General features: G+C 35.0%; 19 protein-coding genes and 1 pseudogene. 10 read left to right on the forward strand and 10 right to left on the reverse strand.

The annotated features are described in order from the left end of the window. Nucleotides 1-2: 2 nt before the first annotated feature. The 5 genes from DZ858_RS09370 to DZ858_RS09390 all read right to left on the reverse strand — a co-directional run bounded on the left by DZ858_RS09370 (nucleotide 3) and on the right by DZ858_RS09390 (nucleotide 3,835). A complete protein-coding gene (locus DZ858_RS09370) occupies nucleotides 3-761 on the reverse strand; it encodes a SpoIIAA family protein (RefSeq protein WP_117159288.1) in 759 nt (252 codons plus the stop codon). A 52-nt stretch (nucleotides 762-813) separates the two neighbouring features. After that, on the reverse strand, nucleotides 814-1,830 hold the full coding sequence (locus DZ858_RS09375) for a hypothetical protein (protein ID WP_117159289.1): 1,017 nt from the start codon (nucleotides 1,828-1,830) through the stop codon (nucleotides 814-816). An 80-nt stretch (nucleotides 1,831-1,910) separates the two neighbouring features. After that, on the reverse strand, nucleotides 1,911-3,068 hold the full coding sequence (locus DZ858_RS09380) for a mechanosensitive ion channel family protein (protein ID WP_117159290.1): 1,158 nt from the start codon (nucleotides 3,066-3,068) through the stop codon (nucleotides 1,911-1,913). Next, nucleotides 3,065-3,301, reverse strand: coding sequence for a hypothetical protein (locus DZ858_RS09385; RefSeq protein ID WP_117159291.1), 237 nt, complete (start codon nucleotides 3,299-3,301; stop codon nucleotides 3,065-3,067). Before DZ858_RS09385 ends, DZ858_RS09380 begins: the two co-directional genes overlap by 4 nt. Nucleotides 3,302-3,370: 69 nt before the next feature. After that, nucleotides 3,371-3,835 (reverse strand): GbsR/MarR family transcriptional regulator, encoded by a 465-nt coding sequence (locus DZ858_RS09390; RefSeq protein WP_117159292.1) that lies wholly within the window; start codon nucleotides 3,833-3,835, stop codon nucleotides 3,371-3,373. Nucleotides 3,836-4,170: 335 nt separating this feature from the next. On the opposite strand from DZ858_RS09390, the gene DZ858_RS09395 reads away from it, so the two are divergent. Together DZ858_RS09395 and DZ858_RS09400 are read left to right on the forward strand one after the other, a co-directional pair. After that, nucleotides 4,171-4,470, forward strand: a complete 300-nt coding sequence (locus DZ858_RS09395) for an HPF/RaiA family ribosome-associated protein (protein WP_117159293.1) — start codon at nucleotides 4,171-4,173, stop codon at nucleotides 4,468-4,470. A 20-nt stretch (nucleotides 4,471-4,490) separates the two neighbouring features. Further along, nucleotides 4,491-5,327, forward strand: coding sequence for a universal stress protein (locus DZ858_RS09400; RefSeq protein ID WP_117159294.1), 837 nt, complete (start codon nucleotides 4,491-4,493; stop codon nucleotides 5,325-5,327). Nucleotides 5,328-5,359: 32 nt separating this feature from the next. Here DZ858_RS09400 and DZ858_RS09405 read toward each other — a convergent pair. The 4 genes and pseudogenes from DZ858_RS09405 to DZ858_RS09420 all read right to left on the reverse strand — a co-directional run. Continuing rightward, a pseudogene (locus DZ858_RS09405) lies at nucleotides 5,360-5,557 on the reverse strand (phosphorylase family protein); the annotation flags it as partial. Nucleotides 5,558-5,714: 157 nt separating this feature from the next. Beyond that, a complete protein-coding gene (gene trxA, locus DZ858_RS09410) occupies nucleotides 5,715-6,014 on the reverse strand; it encodes a thioredoxin (RefSeq protein ID WP_117159296.1) in 300 nt (99 codons plus the stop codon). Between the two features lie 38 nt (nucleotides 6,015-6,052). Then, nucleotides 6,053-6,928 (reverse strand): RsiV family protein, encoded by an 876-nt coding sequence (locus DZ858_RS09415; protein WP_117159297.1) that lies wholly within the window; start codon nucleotides 6,926-6,928, stop codon nucleotides 6,053-6,055. A 3-nt stretch (nucleotides 6,929-6,931) separates the two neighbouring features. After that, nucleotides 6,932-7,354 carry a hypothetical protein gene (locus DZ858_RS09420; RefSeq protein WP_239990753.1) on the reverse strand — a complete coding sequence of 141 codons (423 nt, stop codon included), beginning with the start codon at nucleotides 7,352-7,354 and terminating at the stop codon, nucleotides 6,932-6,934. A gap of 99 nt (nucleotides 7,355-7,453) precedes the next feature. Between DZ858_RS09420 and DZ858_RS09425 the strand changes: the two genes are divergently transcribed. The 3 genes from DZ858_RS09425 (at nucleotide 7,454) to DZ858_RS09435 (ending at nucleotide 10,718) form a co-directional block, all read left to right on the forward strand. Beyond that, nucleotides 7,454-8,683: a PAS domain-containing sensor histidine kinase gene (locus tag DZ858_RS09425; protein ID WP_117159299.1), complete on the forward strand. Its 1,230-nt coding sequence runs from the start codon at nucleotides 7,454-7,456 to the stop codon at nucleotides 8,681-8,683. Between the two features lie 32 nt (nucleotides 8,684-8,715). Then, nucleotides 8,716-9,768 (forward strand): response regulator, encoded by a 1,053-nt coding sequence (locus tag DZ858_RS09430; RefSeq protein ID WP_117159300.1) that lies wholly within the window; start codon nucleotides 8,716-8,718, stop codon nucleotides 9,766-9,768. A gap of 116 nt (nucleotides 9,769-9,884) precedes the next feature. Further along, nucleotides 9,885-10,718 carry a universal stress protein gene (locus DZ858_RS09435; RefSeq protein WP_117159301.1) on the forward strand — a complete coding sequence of 278 codons (834 nt, stop codon included), beginning with the start codon at nucleotides 9,885-9,887 and terminating at the stop codon, nucleotides 10,716-10,718. A gap of 25 nt (nucleotides 10,719-10,743) precedes the next feature. Here DZ858_RS09435 and DZ858_RS09440 read toward each other — a convergent pair whose 3' ends face one another. Beyond that, the gene (locus DZ858_RS09440) at nucleotides 10,744-10,968 is read right to left on the reverse strand and encodes a hypothetical protein (protein WP_117159302.1); all 225 of its coding nucleotides are present in this window, start codon (nucleotides 10,966-10,968) and stop codon (nucleotides 10,744-10,746) included. A 138-nt stretch (nucleotides 10,969-11,106) separates the two neighbouring features. Here DZ858_RS09440 and DZ858_RS09445 point away from each other — a divergent pair, with 138 nt between their 5' ends. Genes DZ858_RS09445 through DZ858_RS09465 form a run of 5 tightly spaced genes read left to right on the forward strand, consistent with a single transcriptional unit; the run spans nucleotide 11,107 to nucleotide 15,948 of the window. After that, the gene (locus DZ858_RS09445; protein ID WP_117159303.1) at nucleotides 11,107-11,952 is read left to right on the forward strand and encodes a universal stress protein; all 846 of its coding nucleotides are present in this window, start codon (nucleotides 11,107-11,109) and stop codon (nucleotides 11,950-11,952) included. Nucleotides 11,953-11,965: 13 nt separating this feature from the next. After that, complete coding sequence (locus tag DZ858_RS09450; protein WP_117159304.1) at nucleotides 11,966-12,814, forward strand: universal stress protein; 849 nt, start codon at nucleotides 11,966-11,968, stop codon at nucleotides 12,812-12,814. A gap of 54 nt (nucleotides 12,815-12,868) precedes the next feature. Then, nucleotides 12,869-13,720, forward strand: coding sequence for a universal stress protein (locus DZ858_RS09455; RefSeq protein ID WP_117159305.1), 852 nt, complete (start codon nucleotides 12,869-12,871; stop codon nucleotides 13,718-13,720). Nucleotides 13,721-13,729: 9 nt separating this feature from the next. Beyond that, nucleotides 13,730-14,572, forward strand: coding sequence for a restriction endonuclease (locus DZ858_RS09460; RefSeq protein WP_117159306.1), 843 nt, complete (start codon nucleotides 13,730-13,732; stop codon nucleotides 14,570-14,572). Between the two features lie 5 nt (nucleotides 14,573-14,577). Continuing rightward, nucleotides 14,578-15,948 carry an MBL fold metallo-hydrolase RNA specificity domain-containing protein gene (locus DZ858_RS09465; RefSeq protein WP_117159307.1) on the forward strand — a complete coding sequence of 457 codons (1,371 nt, stop codon included), beginning with the start codon at nucleotides 14,578-14,580 and terminating at the stop codon, nucleotides 15,946-15,948. Nucleotides 15,949-16,027 lie beyond the last annotated feature (79 nt).

A 16,027-nucleotide genomic window follows, 5' to 3' on the forward strand; every position in this document is an offset into this window, starting at 1 on the left:
GATCAGCTTTTTAGCCATTCCAAGGCTTTGTCTGCTTCGTCTAAAGCAAACCCTTTCATCGTAATCCCAGGAAGGACTTTGCTTTCTATTTTAACAAGCTTATGCGCCCATTTTTTATCTGTCACGACGGCATATTTCTCTATGTTTCCAATGGCGCCAAAATCTACTTTTAGACCTTCGGTAAAGGCTTTAAAGCTATTAAAGCCATCAAAATCTTTATAGGTAGCCAAAAGGCTTATTTTACCTTTACGGTTCTTATTTTTCAGGATATTGTAAAGTGCGATCATTCCGCCTTCATCTATTTTCCCGTCTAATGTAAACGAATAAATGTTGGTCCCTTTAATGTTTTCGATGTTCATTTTTGACAAGTACTCATCTTCACTATAGGTTTTTACATCATCTTTTCTTAACCAAGTTATAGCCTCTTCGCGTTCATCAAGGTCAAAGTGTTTCATCGGTATCCCTGGTGTCAAAAAATCTCCTGCGGGCAACAAGGTCTCTATCCATTCCTTATCTGATATGATTGCATACTTCCCTATATTGTGAATAGCTTTTACTTTCATTTTTAAAGTAGAACTAAATGCTTTAAAGTCTTTAAAACTTGGAAACTCATTAATAGTGCCGAGCAATTTCATTTTTTGATGCTGTTCGGCTTTTAACTCTAAAAGCTTGTAAAAATCTTTAACGCTTTCTTTATCAATTTCCCCATCTATCGAGAATTCAAAAATATCTGTACCCTCTATTTTTTTGATTTTTATCATAGTTTTTATGTTTTAGAACATTAGTTAGATTAATAAAATTAAAGGTTACTATTTACTTCTTTTTACCCGCAAAAGGATCAATTGAAAACCCTACTTGAAAATATCCTGTTGCATCCTGTTCATTTTTATAGATGAAATCGCCTGTGGGTTCGCCCTTTTCAGTTAAACGGTTACTAATAAAGTTTTGTATTCCTCCTTGGAAGGTACCTATTAGATAATTACTGAAACGGTGTTCATAAATAATCCCAGATTTTATTTCTAGCTGGCTGTACTCAAACACTTCAGCAAAGTTTGGACTATCCACGTTCACGTAAAATCCAGTTGACCCAAATGTGCTTCCTATAGAAAAACGACCATTTTTTCCTACAGGTCTCCTGAACAATAATCGTTGGGGTAATATAAAATCTACTTCCCATTTAGAGTTTTTAAACCTATGGTTGTATGTAAAGGTTGGAAAAAATGGTATTTGTGAGGTGGGATCTATAAAAACGATAGCTCCCAATGTTATAGTAGTGCGTTTTGTTCTTTTTAAAATAAAAGAAAGCCCTGCCAATCCTTTTAGCCTTTCTAGACCTTCGTCATTACCATCTACTATTAAGGAAGCATTGTAAATAACTGGTTTTTTAAAAAGGGTTGAAAAATAGGTGGAACTTATTGCTGCTGAAAAATTATGGAAATTCACAGTACCATCTTGTTCAAATACAGTAATATCTGTGGTTTCAATATTGTCAAACTCAAACTCACTAAATTGATAGTTTAATGAACCTGTTACCCCCCATTTTCTAGTTTTATAGATAGGGATATTTACCGAAGCATTAAAATTACGTTGCGCCTTGATTTCTCCTTCTTGAAATTCTTGATCAAAGAGTTCGGAGTTAAAATCTCGACTAAGGCTTTGGTCGTATTCAAAGTTAAGTATTCGGGTGCGCGGAAATTTCTCTTTAATGCTCTGCGATGCTTTTTGTTGTAGCGAATCTGCAGGCTGCTCCGTGTTTTCTTTTTCTTGGCCAAAAACAGGCGCAAAAGCTGTGATTAAAAAAGCTATGATAAGTAGTGTCGGTTTGTTCATTTAGTTTTATTAAGAGTGTTTTTTTCGATTTTATAATATTTGTACGTAATAAAATATAATTCCTATTTCGCTTGATATCATTATAGATTCTGCGTGTTATCTTTACTTTGATTTGGGGTATTACCTACTGGTTTTAATTCTTCTTTTAGGCTTTGAAGTTGTTCTTCCTTAAAAACCATCGTTCTATGCGGAAATGGAATGGAAATACCTTCTTTATCAAAACGCTTTTTAATGCTTTCGTACAAATCGCATTTCATTTGAAAAGCGTCGGTAAAATTACTTGCCCAAGCCCAGGCGCGCAATGTAACAGCCGAATCGTTTAGTGTTATAACTCGCACAGCTACTTTCTTTTCATTATTGTATTTATCTAGCTCGCTTCGGTTATCTATTAAATTAGGGTGATCTTCACATTCCTCTCGCATAATGTGTTTTGCCAAATCGATATCACTATCGTAGGAGATTCCAATTTCTACCCATTGGCAACACATGCGGTCGCCCAAATCGTAATTAATTAGTTTTTCTTTATTGATTACCGAATTGGGAATGACAATCATTTTGTTTTCGTAGTTCCGTATAATAGTATGGCGTAGGGTAATATCGGTTACCGTTCCTACCATCGTTTCATCAAGCTTGATGATATCACCTATTTTAAAAGGTTTAAACGAAACAATAAACAAACCTCCCACAAGATTTGCTAAAGCTTCTTGTGAAGCTACCCCTGCAATAACAGCAAGAACACCAGCACCACCTAGGGCGGTAGCAGCAAAGCTACGCATGGATTCAAAAGCTATAAGGATTAATAAACCACCAATAAAATACACCCCAAAAATGGCTATGTATCTTAAAAATTTGTAACTAGTCGTATCCTGATTTGCAACTGTTTTCTCCTTGATATTTCTTAAAAACCAAGTCTGCACCACCGATGCTGCTACTAAAGTGATAACCGAAACGACACCTAAGTATAAAACTAGATAAAAGTTCTCTGTGGCAGCTTTGTGTTTTTCTTCATCAATAAATATAAATGCGAGTGCCATTATTCCTAACACAATCCAAAGTGCATTTAAGATTTTTTGAATTAAATGTATGGTCGTTGGCTCTTCTCCGTGATGCTTCTTACGGAATCTTTTTTCTAACCGATTGTGAAGTAGCTTGGTTAAAAAACGTAAAAGCAATACAATAACAACGACAGCAATTGCGAAGAGAATTGCTTCTTTATGGGTATTCCAAAACTCTATCATTTGGGGATATTTTCTTCAATATTGTAAGCATAAACTGGATTCCAGTTATATGACATTAATGTTTTCGTAAATTGTTTCTTTACGGAAGGAAGCACTTTAAAAACAATTTCCATTTCTGGCGTCTCTGCTAGAGCATCTATAAAAAGGAACACCCTTTCTAAGTCTGCTTCTGAACAATTTTCAACGATACTCACTTCGAGTTTTGGTTTTTTGCTTGCGATATAATAGAACATATTATTCTTTTAGTTAAAATATAAATGTTTAGTTCTGAAATAAAAGAACTATTATGGATAAAAAAACAGTTATTTTTTCTCCCAGTTATCTATAATTTTTTTTGCCTCCTCACTATAGTAGTCTATAAATTGAGTTAGTTCTTTTATTTTAGTATTGTAATCTTTTGTTTCAGGTGTCCTTTCCGCTAGGATAGCTTTCATAACCTTATTATATTCTCTAAATCCATCTAGATTTTTTCTAAAAGAATCCTGCCATTGATCCATTCGAGAAAAGAAATAACGTTTGCGTTCTCCCAATTTTGTTCGGTAACCAATATAGTTTATGGTCAATAAATTGTTGATGGCATTACTGGTGGCACTTTTACTTAAACAAAGAATAGCTCTAATTTCATCGAAAGTAAGCTCTTTTTGATCAATTACAGTTAACAGTGCGTTTACTCTAGCAGACGCAGGAGACAAACCAAACTGTTCTTGGATAACCCCATAGGTCTCCAACAATTCTTTTTGCTTTTCTGTTAAATTAATTTTTTCCATAATACTGGGACAAATATACTATAAACTATTTAGTTCTTTACTAAAAGAACTAAATGGTTTAAGATAACTCCGGTAGGTATTTTCAATACTCAGTATACTTCTTTTTGAATGAAATAATTTTATTTTCAAAAGTTTTGAAGCTATCATAAATTTATGTTACCATCTTACTAACCTAATGGAAATTGGCAAGAATGCTACATTAGTAATAAAGAACTATGCGATTACATCGGGTTTATTGAACGGTTCCACTTTATTAAAATATGCTAGGTTGATAAAAGTCATATTTCTTTATGAAGTTTCAATTTATATTTGAGGAAACTTAAAACCATAAAGCTATGGAAATTAATGTTCAGTATGTCAAAATGGAAGCTAGTGAAGCGTTAGATACGTACCTAACAAAAAAGCTCAATAAACTTGCCAGACAGTATGATTGGTTAATTCGTGCCGAAGTATTTTTTAAAAAAGGACAAGATAAAACAGGAATGGATTGTATTTGCGAAATAGAGCTTAGTGCCCCAGGACCTAGGATATTTGCAAGTTCGACTAATACCTATTATGAATCGGCCTTGAAGGAAACTATTCGTGACTTAAAGCGACAACTCGAAAAACGCCATTCGCTATTTACAGCAAAATAAAAACAGTAAAGAACATAATTATGAAAAAAATATTAGTACCAACCGATTTTTCAAAACACGCAGATTATGCCTTAAAAGCGGCTGCTACAATCGCAAAAAAACACAATGGAGAATTAGTTGTTGTGCATATGTTAGGTCTCAGCGAAGCGGTTGTAAATAGAGACGAATCCCGCGAAGTGATGGAAGCATTGTATTATATGAAACTAGCCGAGAAACGTTTTGATGAATATTTAGATAAAAGTTTTTTAGAAGGGATTAAAGTACAAACTACAGTACAAAATTATGAGGTTTTTACAGAACTAGGTATGCTTGCAAAAGACTTTAATTGCAACTTAATTGTTATGGGGTCTAACGGCAGCACAGGATGGAATGAAGTTTTTGTGGGTAGCAATACCGAAAAAGTAGTGCGTACTTCTGAAATTCCAGTATTGGTTATAAAAGATGATCAAGTGGATTTTAAAATAGACAAAGCGGTTTTTGCCAGTGATTTTAAAGATGAAAACTTACCTGCCTATTATAAGGCTATGAAGTTTTTTCAAGTATTTGACGCCGAAGTAAAGTTATTGTACGTGCATTTACCTGCTGAACAATTTAAAAGCACCTATGAAATTGAAGAGCGAATCGTCAATTTTTTAAGTAAAAGCAAATTGGATGATGCACATACTATCAATAATGTTGTTTTTCAAAATTCATATACAGTGGAAAGCGGCATTTTTAATTACAGTAATAAAGTTAAGGCAGATGTAATTGCAATACCTACACACGGCCGGCGCGGTCTGGCTCACTTTTTTTCCGGAAGTATTGGCGAAGATGTGGTAAACCATAGCAAAATACCAGTGATTACCTTTAAAATTTAGCCATCTGATAATCTGTGTTGATTCTTTTTGGACTAAAAAATATTCAACGCAATATCGATCATAGTATTGAAAGTGTTTTCCCGTTCTGCTGAAGAAATTTCCTTTTTTGAAACTAATGAATCTGAAATGGTCAAAATAGCCAAAGCTTGTACCTTGTATTTTGCAGCAATGGTATAAAGACCAGCAGCTTCCATTTCAACACAAAATATATTATAATTTGTCCATTGCTTGGTGATTACTTAATTCGTTTACTAGTAAATACACATAGCCAATCTTTACATATACCGTTTATAAACCATATAGTTTCGCTTCATCAAACAGTTTTTATACTAATTGCAGTAGTAGTGGCTTTTAGCTGTGTATGATCTATGCTTTGATTTAGTTTTATTAGCTATGCTGATTGATTACCTTAATAAGATCGTTTTTCTGCAAAACCCCACTTTGTCGCCACAATTGCTTTCCTTGTTTAAATAGGAGCATAGTAGGCACACCGCGCACTTGGTATTGGGCGGCCAAAGGCTGATTTTTATCTACGTCTATCTTCACTATTTTAATAGTATCGCCCAACTCATCTTTAACTTGTTTTAATATGGGAGCCAACGATTTGCATGGACCGCACCAATCGGCGTAAAAATCAATCAGTACAGGTGTTTCAGAATTAATGATGGATTTAAAATTACTTTTCATAGCTTTATATTTGTGAACTTTAAGATACCAAAATTTCCTTATCCAAACAATGGGTTTCGTTTGCTTATTCGAAGTATTGGCATTAAGCGTTCCAGGGGAATTTTTATGGAATAGCTACCTGTATAGGAAGGGCAGATGACACAATCATCAAAATAGTATTCTATATAAGTATCATTCACTACAAAATTATTTTTGTACTCAAAAAAGTCATCGACTGTAATTTCCCAACAGTCATAATACATATCGCCGGCAGTTATTTTTTCAACTAAAAGATTATTTAATATTTTCCGGAGGTCTTCTTCACTGCCTTCTACAAAGAAGTCTTCATAGGTCATAAATACAGATTGTTCTAGGTCAAAATTTATACAATCGAAAGAATAAGAAGGGTGCAAGGTTCGTCGATAAAAATTTTCTTTGTAAAACAGCATGCTTATCAGTTTGTCATTGACGCTATATATTTTATAATCAATAGTGCGCTTTTCCCGAAACCGGTTAGTGGCAACAGTGTCGCAAATAAGTTCTGCGTCTTCAAGAATCCTGGCTTCGATGGCGGTAATACCTACGTAATAATCATTGATGTATTCATTGAAGTTAGCATAACCCGCCTTTATCTTTTCATTTAATAAAGGATAGTGAAAGTCTAAGGTATATAGGTCAGCTTCTTTTTTAAAATTTTTCGCGATTATGAGTTCCTGTAGCTCAAACTTTTCATCAGGTTTTTCTTTTAATGTCTTTTGCTTTAGAATAATAGATTGTTGTTTTTTTAACTCCACGTCTTCACGGTTTGTTGGTACAGAGTCTTTTACAGTTTCAACCAAATTTTTATCAGTTTCTGTTTCAGATTCAGTTTGTTTAGGATCATTTTTACAGGCAAATACTATAAAAACTAAAAAATAAATTAATAGAATGCGCATAATTTAAACGTGTGTATTGTTTTCTTGTAGTAATATTTTCAGTTTTGCTAACATAATAAGTTCAGACTTGTTTTTGCCTGCAAAGGATGCAGCTATGGCATCTGCTGTTTTCCAAATAAGTTTTTTAATAGTTGTTGAAAACAGATTTGGGTTTTCTTTTTTGAAGTCCTTAAAATCTTCAAAACATTCATCTGGGTTCACTTGCTTGTCGTCCAGCCAATCAAAAACAATTTCTATTTGATAAGATGCATCACTGTGAAACTCATCTTCCAGAGCATCTAAATTTTTCCAGTGGGTCTTCACTAAAGTGCGTAGGGTGTCGACTTCGGCCTTTCTAATTACTTTATCGGCTGCTGCTATTGCGTAAAAAAGTTCGCCCAATTTTTGGTATAGAACTAGCTTTGGTGGTGGTTGGGTCATCATCATAATTAAATGTTTTACAGTATAAAAATACTCAATGGAAGCTGTGTATTAAATGATATAAATCAGGTTTCACATCAACAGTAAAATGTTTATTTTTGATATGTGAAAGTTTTTGAAGAAAAAAAGGGTAATATTTTTAAATTACTTTCTGAAGCTATTTCAGAGGGTATTATCATTGTAAATGAAAAACAGGAAATTGTAGCTAGTAATGGAGCAGCAAATACCATGTTTGGATATGAGGAAAATGAACTTTTAGGGCGAGATCTCAACCTATTAATCCCGAAAGATTATCATAAAAGCCATAGAGGCCATTTCGACAACTTTATCGAACACAGCGACAGGCGACAAATGGGACACGGTCGCGACTTGTATGGGCTACGAAAAGATGGCACTAAATTTCCTGTTGAAGCAGGACTCAATCCATTCCAAATTTATGAAAATGCTTATGTTATGGCATTGGTGAGTGATATCACCGTACGAAAACAACAAGAATTAGAAATAAGGGAACTTAATGCCAATTTGGAAGATAAAATTACCGAACGTACCCAAGCCTTGGAAAATACGGTGGCTCAAATGCAAGAAGAAGTAGAGAAACGACGAGCAGCCGAAAACAAACTGAAGGAGTCTTTACAGAAAGAACGGGAACTCAATGAATTGAAAACAAAGTTCCTTTCCATGGTTTCTCATGAGTTTAAAACCCCACTAAGTGGGATCCATACTTCTACCACTCTTATTGGTAAATACACAAAAGAAGAGCAACAGGATAAACGTGACAAGCATTTAAAAACAATTAAAGCAAAGGTTAAATACCTAGATAATATTTTAAACGACTTCTTATCAATTGAGCGTTTACAAACTGGGAAAACTGTTTACAAATTCAGTACCTTCCCTTTAAGCAAAGTTGTAAACGAGGTAATTTACGATGCCAATATGATGTTAAAGGATGGACAGCGCATTGAATACCCACAAAACATTGATGACATTACCTTAGAGTTTGACGAAAAAATTCTTGAATTAATACTGACCAATTTAATAAATAACGCAATTAAATATTCTTCGGAAGGGGATGTGATTGAAGTGAAAGCAAAAGCAAGTGAAAAGGAACTTACCGTTCAGGTTGCCGATGAGGGTATGGGAATTCCAGAGAAAGAGCAGAAGTATATATTTAACCGTTATTTTCGTGCCGAAAATGCTTTGCTAAACGCCGGCACAGGTATTGGACTTAATATTATTAAAAGTCACTTAGAGAACCTTGGCGGGCAGATAGTTTTTAATAGCAAAGAAGGTGAAGGGAGTACATTTATGGTAACCCTGCCAATAAAAGTTAAATAAGAAAGAATAATTTTCACAGATAAAATCATGTTATGAATACCATTCTTTTAATTGAAGACGATGCAGCCTTACGTGAAAATACTGAAGAATTATTGGAACTTTCCAATTATAACGTAATCACTGCCCCAAATGGAAAAATTGGAATAGAAAAGGCAAAAGCAGAAATTCCCAACATCATCATTTGTGATATCATGATGCCCGAAGTAGATGGATATGGTGTTCTTAAAAATCTTTCTTTGGACGATAAAACACAGCACATCCCATTTATTTTTCTTTCTGCCAAAACAGAACATAAGGAAATTAGAAAAGGAATGAACCTGGGGGCTGACGATTACCTTACCAAACCTTTTGAAGAAGAAGAACTATTGAGCGCTGTTGAAAGTCGTTTGGCCAAAGCAAACTTGCTTTCAAAAATGATGGAGGGAAAAGTATCTTCGGAAAAAGACAACGAGGATGGTGTCCGTAACCTAAACGAACTTAAAAACTTTTTTGACGACCACGGAAAAATACTCACTATTGAAAAAGGAGAGGTTATCTTTAGAGAAGGGCAATATGCCACTATGATTTACCTTATTTTAAAGGGAGTAGTTAAAACCCATAAAATGGACGACAGTGCAAAGGAACTTATTACAACTTTGTACAAAGCCGATGATTTTTTAGGATTTACTTCATTAATGGAAAGTGTACCTTATACTGAATCTGCCACTGCTGTAGAAGATGTGGAGCTGGCCGGGGTAGCCATTACCGATCTCAAGGAAATATTAGGAAAAAACAAAAATGTATCCTTAGAATTAATGAACGTATTGACCGACACCCTTTCCGATGTAAAGGAACAGCTACTACAAATGGCCTACAGTTCCGTTAGAAGAAAAACGGCACAGACCATTCTTCAATTTGCAGAAATACTCAATAAAAAACCGGAAGATGCTATCAAGATTTCTCGGTACGACCTTGCCAGTGTAGCTGGAATTGCAACCGAAAGCCTTATTCGTACCCTTTCAGGTTTTAAGAAAAAAGGGCTAATTGAAATTGAAGGGCGAAATATCCGTATTTTAGACTTGAAAGGACTAAAACAAGAAGACTAACTATTTTTTGCTCAACATGCTTTATTTTAAAAAGCTGGACATTTTTTAAAACTGACCGTTGTCATTCTTTACACAAAACCATCACAGTACTTTTGCTATAAAGTGAAATTAACGTGATGAATGTATTAATCCCGACTGATTTTTCAGATAATTCGTGGAATGCGATTGAATATGCTATTTCTTTATTAAAAGAAGTACGTGTAACGTTTCATTTATTACATATAAATAATAGACTAGGTACTGAAATGGGACCTGAAATTCAAGGAAGTGGGACATTGCTTGCTGCTCAAGATAAAATAAAAGTGGCTACTCAATTACAAGAGCTAAAAAATAAAATCCTTACGCAATATGCCTTTCATAATCATGCTTACAAGTCTACTATTGAAAACACTTCATTTATAAAAGGGGTACGTTCTCAAATTACTAAAAATGAAATAGACCTCATTATTATGGGGACTAAAGGGGCGTCGGGTATTAAAAAATATACCTTGGGTAGCAATGCAGGCGATGTAATAACAAAGGTAAAATGCCCTGTTTTGGTTATTCCTGAAAATACCCGGTTTGAAGAGCCAAAACATATTGCATTTCCTACAGATTTCAACTTACTTTATAAAGAACGGATTGTAAAAACATTAAAAAGTGTAACACAATTACATCATTCTTTTCTACATGTGGTTCACGTTAGAGGTAAAAACCTACCATTAACCGAAGCGCAGGAAAAAAATAAAATTTTCTTAAAGGATAGCTTAGAAGAAATACAGCATAGGTTTCATACTTGTAACACCTTTGATTTGGAAGAAGCCATTCAAAAATTTGTTGAAAAAAAGCAGATTAATATAATAGCCATGGTAGCTAAAAACCTCAATTTTTTTCAACGTATTTTATTTAGACCTACCGTTAAAAAAATGAGCTATCAAACTGAAGTCCCTTTTTTGGTACTTCACGAATAAAAACAAATAACGTTTACATTTTTAGTTATTCATCTTTTTCAATGGAGTGATCCTCATAGAAATCGTCAAATGTTTTATCGGTGGTATAGGTATCTGTCAATATTTTATAAATCGTATAAATTAAAAATACTTGTCCCAATGCGGTAAGATAGAATACCCAATTAAATGAAAAATTCATCAACGAAAAGATCAACACTGTCAATAATACAAACGTCGTAATGACTAACCAAGAGATGGCAGAAAGTTTCATCTTTTCTTTTAAAGATAAACATTGTTCATTAAATATATTATTAAGAATACACTAAATTTCAAATAGTTAACTGATAAATGTCATAGTATTTCAGGTTAAGTCAAGCTATCTTTGGTTCTGTTAAAAACAGTGCCAACTATGCGAAAAATAATCATCCCAACCGATTTTTCAGAAAATGCTCGTAATGCAGTACGATATGCCGTAGAACTTTTTAAGTATGATCGTTGTGAAATTACACTTCTCCATGCTTTTGCAGATGAGGTGTATGAAAACAACCTAGAGATGTCACGTTCTCTTTTTGAAGAATACAAGAAAAAAACAAAGCAAAGTGCTGAAAAGGAGCTAGAAAACCTTTTAATATTCGTAAAAGAAGCTTCTCCTAACCCGAGGCACAAATACTCAGCTAATGCGGTGTTTTCAAATTTAATAGACGCCGTGAACGAACTAGTAGAAACCGACAACAGCGATATCGTTGTGATGGGAACTCGGGGACATACCGATGACCGCGACCTTACTTTTGGGAGCAATACATTACAGGTGGTAAAATATGTAAGTTGTCCTGTACTGGCAGTGCCTTCAAAATATACAGATTGGCACCCTAAAGAAGTACTGTTTCCTACACCTTACCTTATGCCGTTTAGGCGCAGGGAAATAAAACTGTTAAGTACTATATGTGAAAAATTTAAAGCTACTATTCACCTTCTATACGTTTCAGAGTATGAAAAACTGTCGTTTCGCCAACAAGATAACAAAGCGTTTTTAAATTCTTGTATAAAAGATAATTACCGGCAGTTCCACATTAAAACAGGAAAGGACATAGTAAAAACAGTCAATTCTTTTATAAATGAAGAGGATATAGATATGCTTGTAATGATAAATCATCGCCATTCATTTTTAGAAGGTATACTGTACAGCAACACCATCGATAAAATAGGGTTGAAAGTACAAGTACCCTTTTTAATACTTCAAAATTTATCACGATAAAATTTAATTAAAAATGAAAAAAATCCTAATACCCACCGATTTTTCAAACAATGCATATGCTGCGTTGTTTTATACTGTAAAACTTTTTAGTGACGAAGAAGTACAATTTTATCTATTGCATTCATTTGCCGATAGTGTCTCTGCGCTTACAAGCCGTGTGGATATTGGTAAATCTGAAAAATTGATGGACAAACTGTACGATGAAGCCGATAAAGACGGCAAACAGCTCATTCATCATATTAACCGAGACAGTGATAACAAGTCACACAATTTTGAGTTTATTTCCACCTCCATGTCCTTGGTGCGGGGAACCAATAAACTGATTATAAAGTACGGTATCGATTTGGTTGTAATGGGAACCAAAGGGCGTACTGCTGCCGAAGATATTTTATTGGGCAGCAATACCATTCAGGTTATCAAAAACATTAAAAATGCACCTTTATTGGTAGTACCGCAGGAAATGGATTTCACAATACCTTCAGAAATTGCTTTTGCTACAGATTATAACGAAGCATTTCCAACCGTAGGGATAACTCCTATGCTAGCTTTAGCTAAAAGCTACCAATCAACTATTCATTTAGTGCACGTAGGTGAAAAAGCTACTATGGATACCCAACAGCAACAACACTTAAAACTTATTAAAAAAGCCCTTACAGACTGTAAAACAAAAATACATTGGATTTCTAAAGAAGGCAGTATAGCAAACAGTATTGATAGTTTTGTTGTTGATAAAAGCATAGATCTGCTGGTGATGGTATATCACAGATACAATGCAATTGCTCGCATATTTAGGGAAGCAGTTGTAAAGAAAATAGGGAAGACCACCTCGGTACCCTATATGGTAATACCTATAAGAGACTGATATAAATCGTGTTTAAAAACCAATATTCATTTTATAACTAAACCTTGTAAAATTATGAAAAAGAAAATTTTAATACCTACCGATTTCTCAAAAAATGCATGGAATGCAACTACTTACGCCATGAACCTTTTTAAAGGAGAACAGTGTGAATTTCATATTCTCAATACATTTTATTTGGGCGGATATTCAACCGAAAACCTCTTAATTCCTGAACCTGGCGATGCAACTTATGAGTCAATTAAAGAAGCTTCAGAAAAAAAGATGAGTAAACTAAAAATTCAACTTAGTTATCGGGATGACTCACCAGAGCATCGATTTTATTTTTACAACGAATTTGGCCCCTTGACCGAGGTTATCAAGACGATTATTGAAAAAAAGGATATTGAATTTATTGTGATGGGTACTCGTGGCGAAACAGATTCAAAAGATGTTATTTTTGGCAGCAATACTATTAATGCAATGGAAAACATACGACTTTGTCCGATTCTGGCCATTCCGGGTACTTTTTTCTTTAAAGAACCTAACGAGATTGTATTCCCTACAAGTTTTAAAACCCATTTTAAACAAAGGGAATTAAAACACTTGGTAGAAATTGCCAAGTTGACAAATGCCCCTGTACGCATACTTCACATAAAAAAAGAAGATAAACTGAGTGAAGAACAAAAGGAAAATAAAGCTTTGTTGGAAGATATCTTGGTAACAATAGAATTCAGCCATCATACATTGGATAATATTGATGTAAAAAAAGGACTCCATAGTTTTGTTCAAAGTAGGGAAAGCGAGATGATAGCCTTTATCAATAAAAAGCATACTTTTTTTGGTAGTATTTTTTCAAATCCTATGGTAAAGGATTTAGGTGTACATGCTAAGGTACCGGTATTGGCTATGCACGACATACGCTCATAGCTTTAAAATATGAAACCTGAAACAAATAGCATAGAATTGATAAAATCATCAGGAAAGCGTGTTCGGTTTTCCATTGAAAAACTAAAAGCTTCCCTTAGACATAGCGGCGCAGATACAGCAACTATTAATAAAATAACCAATACCGTGCGGGACGAGCTGTATCAGGGTATTTCTACCAAAGAAATTTACAACAGGGCTTTTGCGATGCTTAAAAAGGAAAAGCTGGAATACGCTTCAAAGTATAAATTGAAAAAAGCCATTTACGAACTGGGACCTACTGGTTTTCCCTTTGAAAAATTCATTGGTGCCCTCTATCAATATTCAGGTTATCAAGTAACAGTGGGTAAGATGTTGGAAGGAAAATGTGTGAGTCATGAGGTTGATGTAATCGCCCATAAAAAGAATCATCGCATACTGGCAGAATGTAAATTTCACAGTGAAGAGGGCCGAAATTGCGATGTAAAAATACCATTATACATTCATTCTCGGTTTCAGGACATTATAAAGTCTAGCAAAGAAAACAAAGCTATAACTAAAGAAGGATGGGTGGTTACAAATACACGTTTTACAAAAGATGCAGAACAATATGCACTATGTGCAGGCTTGAAACTATTAAGCTGGAATTACCCAACTGGAAATGGGCTAAAAGACCGTATCGATCGATTAGGGCTCTATCCAATAACGGTTTTAACTTTATTGTCTAAACGTGAAAAGCAATTTTTGTTAAGCCGTGATGTGGTTTTGTGCCGACAATTACTGAGAGATAAATTTTATTTGGATCATTTGGGTATCTCTGAAAAAAGAAAACAGCGTATTTTTTCTGAAATATCCATTCTTTGTAACAATAGTTAATCATTATGAAAACTATAACTGTTCAATTTTTGGGAGCTGCTGGCACGGTTACAGGGTCTAAGTTTTACCTGGAAACACCTGATGGCAATTTTTTAATTGATTGTGGCATGTTTCAAGGGTTGAAAGAACTACGGGAAGAAAACTGGAAGCCTTTTCCTGTAGATGCTTCAAAAATAAACTTTGTATTTTTAACTCACGGCCATTTGGATCATACTGGTTATCTGCCACGCTTATTTAAGGAAGGTTTCCGAGGAAAAATAATCGGGACACCGCCCACCTTGGCGATTACCGAAATTATCCTGCTGGATAGCGCCAAAATACATGAAGAAGAAGCCGAACGCGCCAACAAAGAGGGGTACTCTAAACACCAACCCGCCAAACCGTTTTATACTATTAAAGAAGCCGAAGCTACCTTGCGGTTGTTCAAAAATGCGGAAAAGGATATTTGGATTACCTTGACCGAACATATACAGTACCGGTTTCGGTACAATGGTCATATTATTGGTGCTACTTTTATCGAACTGGATGTGTATGGAAAGCGGTTTGTTTTTTCAGGCGATATTGGGCGCACCGAAGATGCGTTGCTGTTCCCACCCGAAAAACCAGAATGGGTTGATTACCTTTTTTTAGAAAGCACCTATGGCAATCGGTTGCACCCCGAGGAAGATGTAGAAAGCCTTTTGGTACAACTAATACAAAAAACCATTGAGGAGCGCGGTACACTCATTATCCCATCTTTTGCTGTAGAACGGTTGCAAACCTTAATGTACCTGCTATGGAGTCTGTATCAAAAAAATAAGATTCCTAACATTCCTATTTTTATTGATAGCCCTATGGGGAGTAATGTCTTATCGGTATTTGAACGTTTTCCAGAGTGGCACAAATTGACCCCTGAGCAATTTCATGCTATGAGCAACCGGATGAATGTTGTTGCTTCGTATAAAGAAACCTGGGAAACCATTGACGATCCGAGGCCAAAAGTGGTCATTGCCGGCAGCGGAATGGTTACAGGTGGACGAGTGCTCACCTATTTAAAACAGTTGATTGATCAATCAACAACCAATATCTTGTTGGTAGGGTACCAAGCCGAAGGAACCCGTGGACGCCAATTGCTAGAAGGAGCACACGAGTTAAAATTCTTCGGAAAATATTATCCCGTAAAAGCTTCTGTTCATCATGTGGAAAGCCTTTCGGCCCACGCCGACCAAAATGGATTACTGGATTGGGTAAGCGATATTAAAAACAATCCTGAAGAAGTCTTTCTTATTCACGGAGAACCTACTGCACAAGATTCACTTCGGATAAAACTGAAAGATACCTTCAATTGGAGGGCATCCCTCCCGAAACTTTATGATATTCATAATATTTGGGTTTAATCTACACGTTTCAACTACCCGCTATACCTATTTAAGTTATACAGCCAAATATAATGTGATAGAGCTTTATTTCATATGT

Source organism: Marixanthomonas ophiurae (assembly GCF_003413745.1).
GTDB classification, from domain to species: Bacteria; Bacteroidota; Bacteroidia; order Flavobacteriales; family Flavobacteriaceae; genus Marixanthomonas; species Marixanthomonas ophiurae.

What these genes read in the sequence shown, in the direction of transcription:
- DZ858_RS09370 (WP_117159288.1), bottom strand. Translation starts at nt 761, where the DNA reads ATGATAAAAATCAAAAAAATAGAGGGTACAGATATTTTTGAATTCTCG.
- DZ858_RS09375 (WP_117159289.1), bottom strand. Translation starts at nt 1,830, where the DNA reads ATGAACAAACCGACACTACTTATCATAGCTTTTTTAATCACAGCTTTT.
- DZ858_RS09380 (WP_117159290.1), bottom strand. Translation starts at nt 3,068, where the DNA reads ATGATAGAGTTTTGGAATACCCATAAAGAAGCAATTCTCTTCGCAATT.
- DZ858_RS09385 (WP_117159291.1), bottom strand. Translation starts at nt 3,301, where the DNA reads ATGTTCTATTATATCGCAAGCAAAAAACCAAAACTCGAAGTGAGTATC.
- DZ858_RS09390 (WP_117159292.1), bottom strand. Translation starts at nt 3,835, where the DNA reads ATGGAAAAAATTAATTTAACAGAAAAGCAAAAAGAATTGTTGGAGACC.
- DZ858_RS09395 (WP_117159293.1), top strand. Translation starts at nt 4,171, where the DNA reads ATGGAAATTAATGTTCAGTATGTCAAAATGGAAGCTAGTGAAGCGTTA.
- DZ858_RS09400 (WP_117159294.1), top strand. Translation starts at nt 4,491, where the DNA reads ATGAAAAAAATATTAGTACCAACCGATTTTTCAAAACACGCAGATTAT.
- trxA (WP_117159296.1), bottom strand. Translation starts at nt 6,014, where the DNA reads ATGAAAAGTAATTTTAAATCCATCATTAATTCTGAAACACCTGTACTG.
- DZ858_RS09415 (WP_117159297.1), bottom strand. Translation starts at nt 6,928, where the DNA reads ATGCGCATTCTATTAATTTATTTTTTAGTTTTTATAGTATTTGCCTGT.
- DZ858_RS09420 (WP_239990753.1), bottom strand. Translation starts at nt 7,354, where the DNA reads ATGATGATGACCCAACCACCACCAAAGCTAGTTCTATACCAAAAATTG.
- DZ858_RS09430 (WP_117159300.1), top strand. Translation starts at nt 8,716, where the DNA reads ATGAATACCATTCTTTTAATTGAAGACGATGCAGCCTTACGTGAAAAT.
- DZ858_RS09435 (WP_117159301.1), top strand. Translation starts at nt 9,885, where the DNA reads ATGAATGTATTAATCCCGACTGATTTTTCAGATAATTCGTGGAATGCG.
- DZ858_RS09440 (WP_117159302.1), bottom strand. Translation starts at nt 10,968, where the DNA reads ATGAAACTTTCTGCCATCTCTTGGTTAGTCATTACGACGTTTGTATTA.
- DZ858_RS09445 (WP_117159303.1), top strand. Translation starts at nt 11,107, where the DNA reads ATGCGAAAAATAATCATCCCAACCGATTTTTCAGAAAATGCTCGTAAT.
- DZ858_RS09450 (WP_117159304.1), top strand. Translation starts at nt 11,966, where the DNA reads ATGAAAAAAATCCTAATACCCACCGATTTTTCAAACAATGCATATGCT.
- DZ858_RS09455 (WP_117159305.1), top strand. Translation starts at nt 12,869, where the DNA reads ATGAAAAAGAAAATTTTAATACCTACCGATTTCTCAAAAAATGCATGG.
- DZ858_RS09460 (WP_117159306.1), top strand. Translation starts at nt 13,730, where the DNA reads ATGAAACCTGAAACAAATAGCATAGAATTGATAAAATCATCAGGAAAG.
- DZ858_RS09465 (WP_117159307.1), top strand. Translation starts at nt 14,578, where the DNA reads ATGAAAACTATAACTGTTCAATTTTTGGGAGCTGCTGGCACGGTTACA.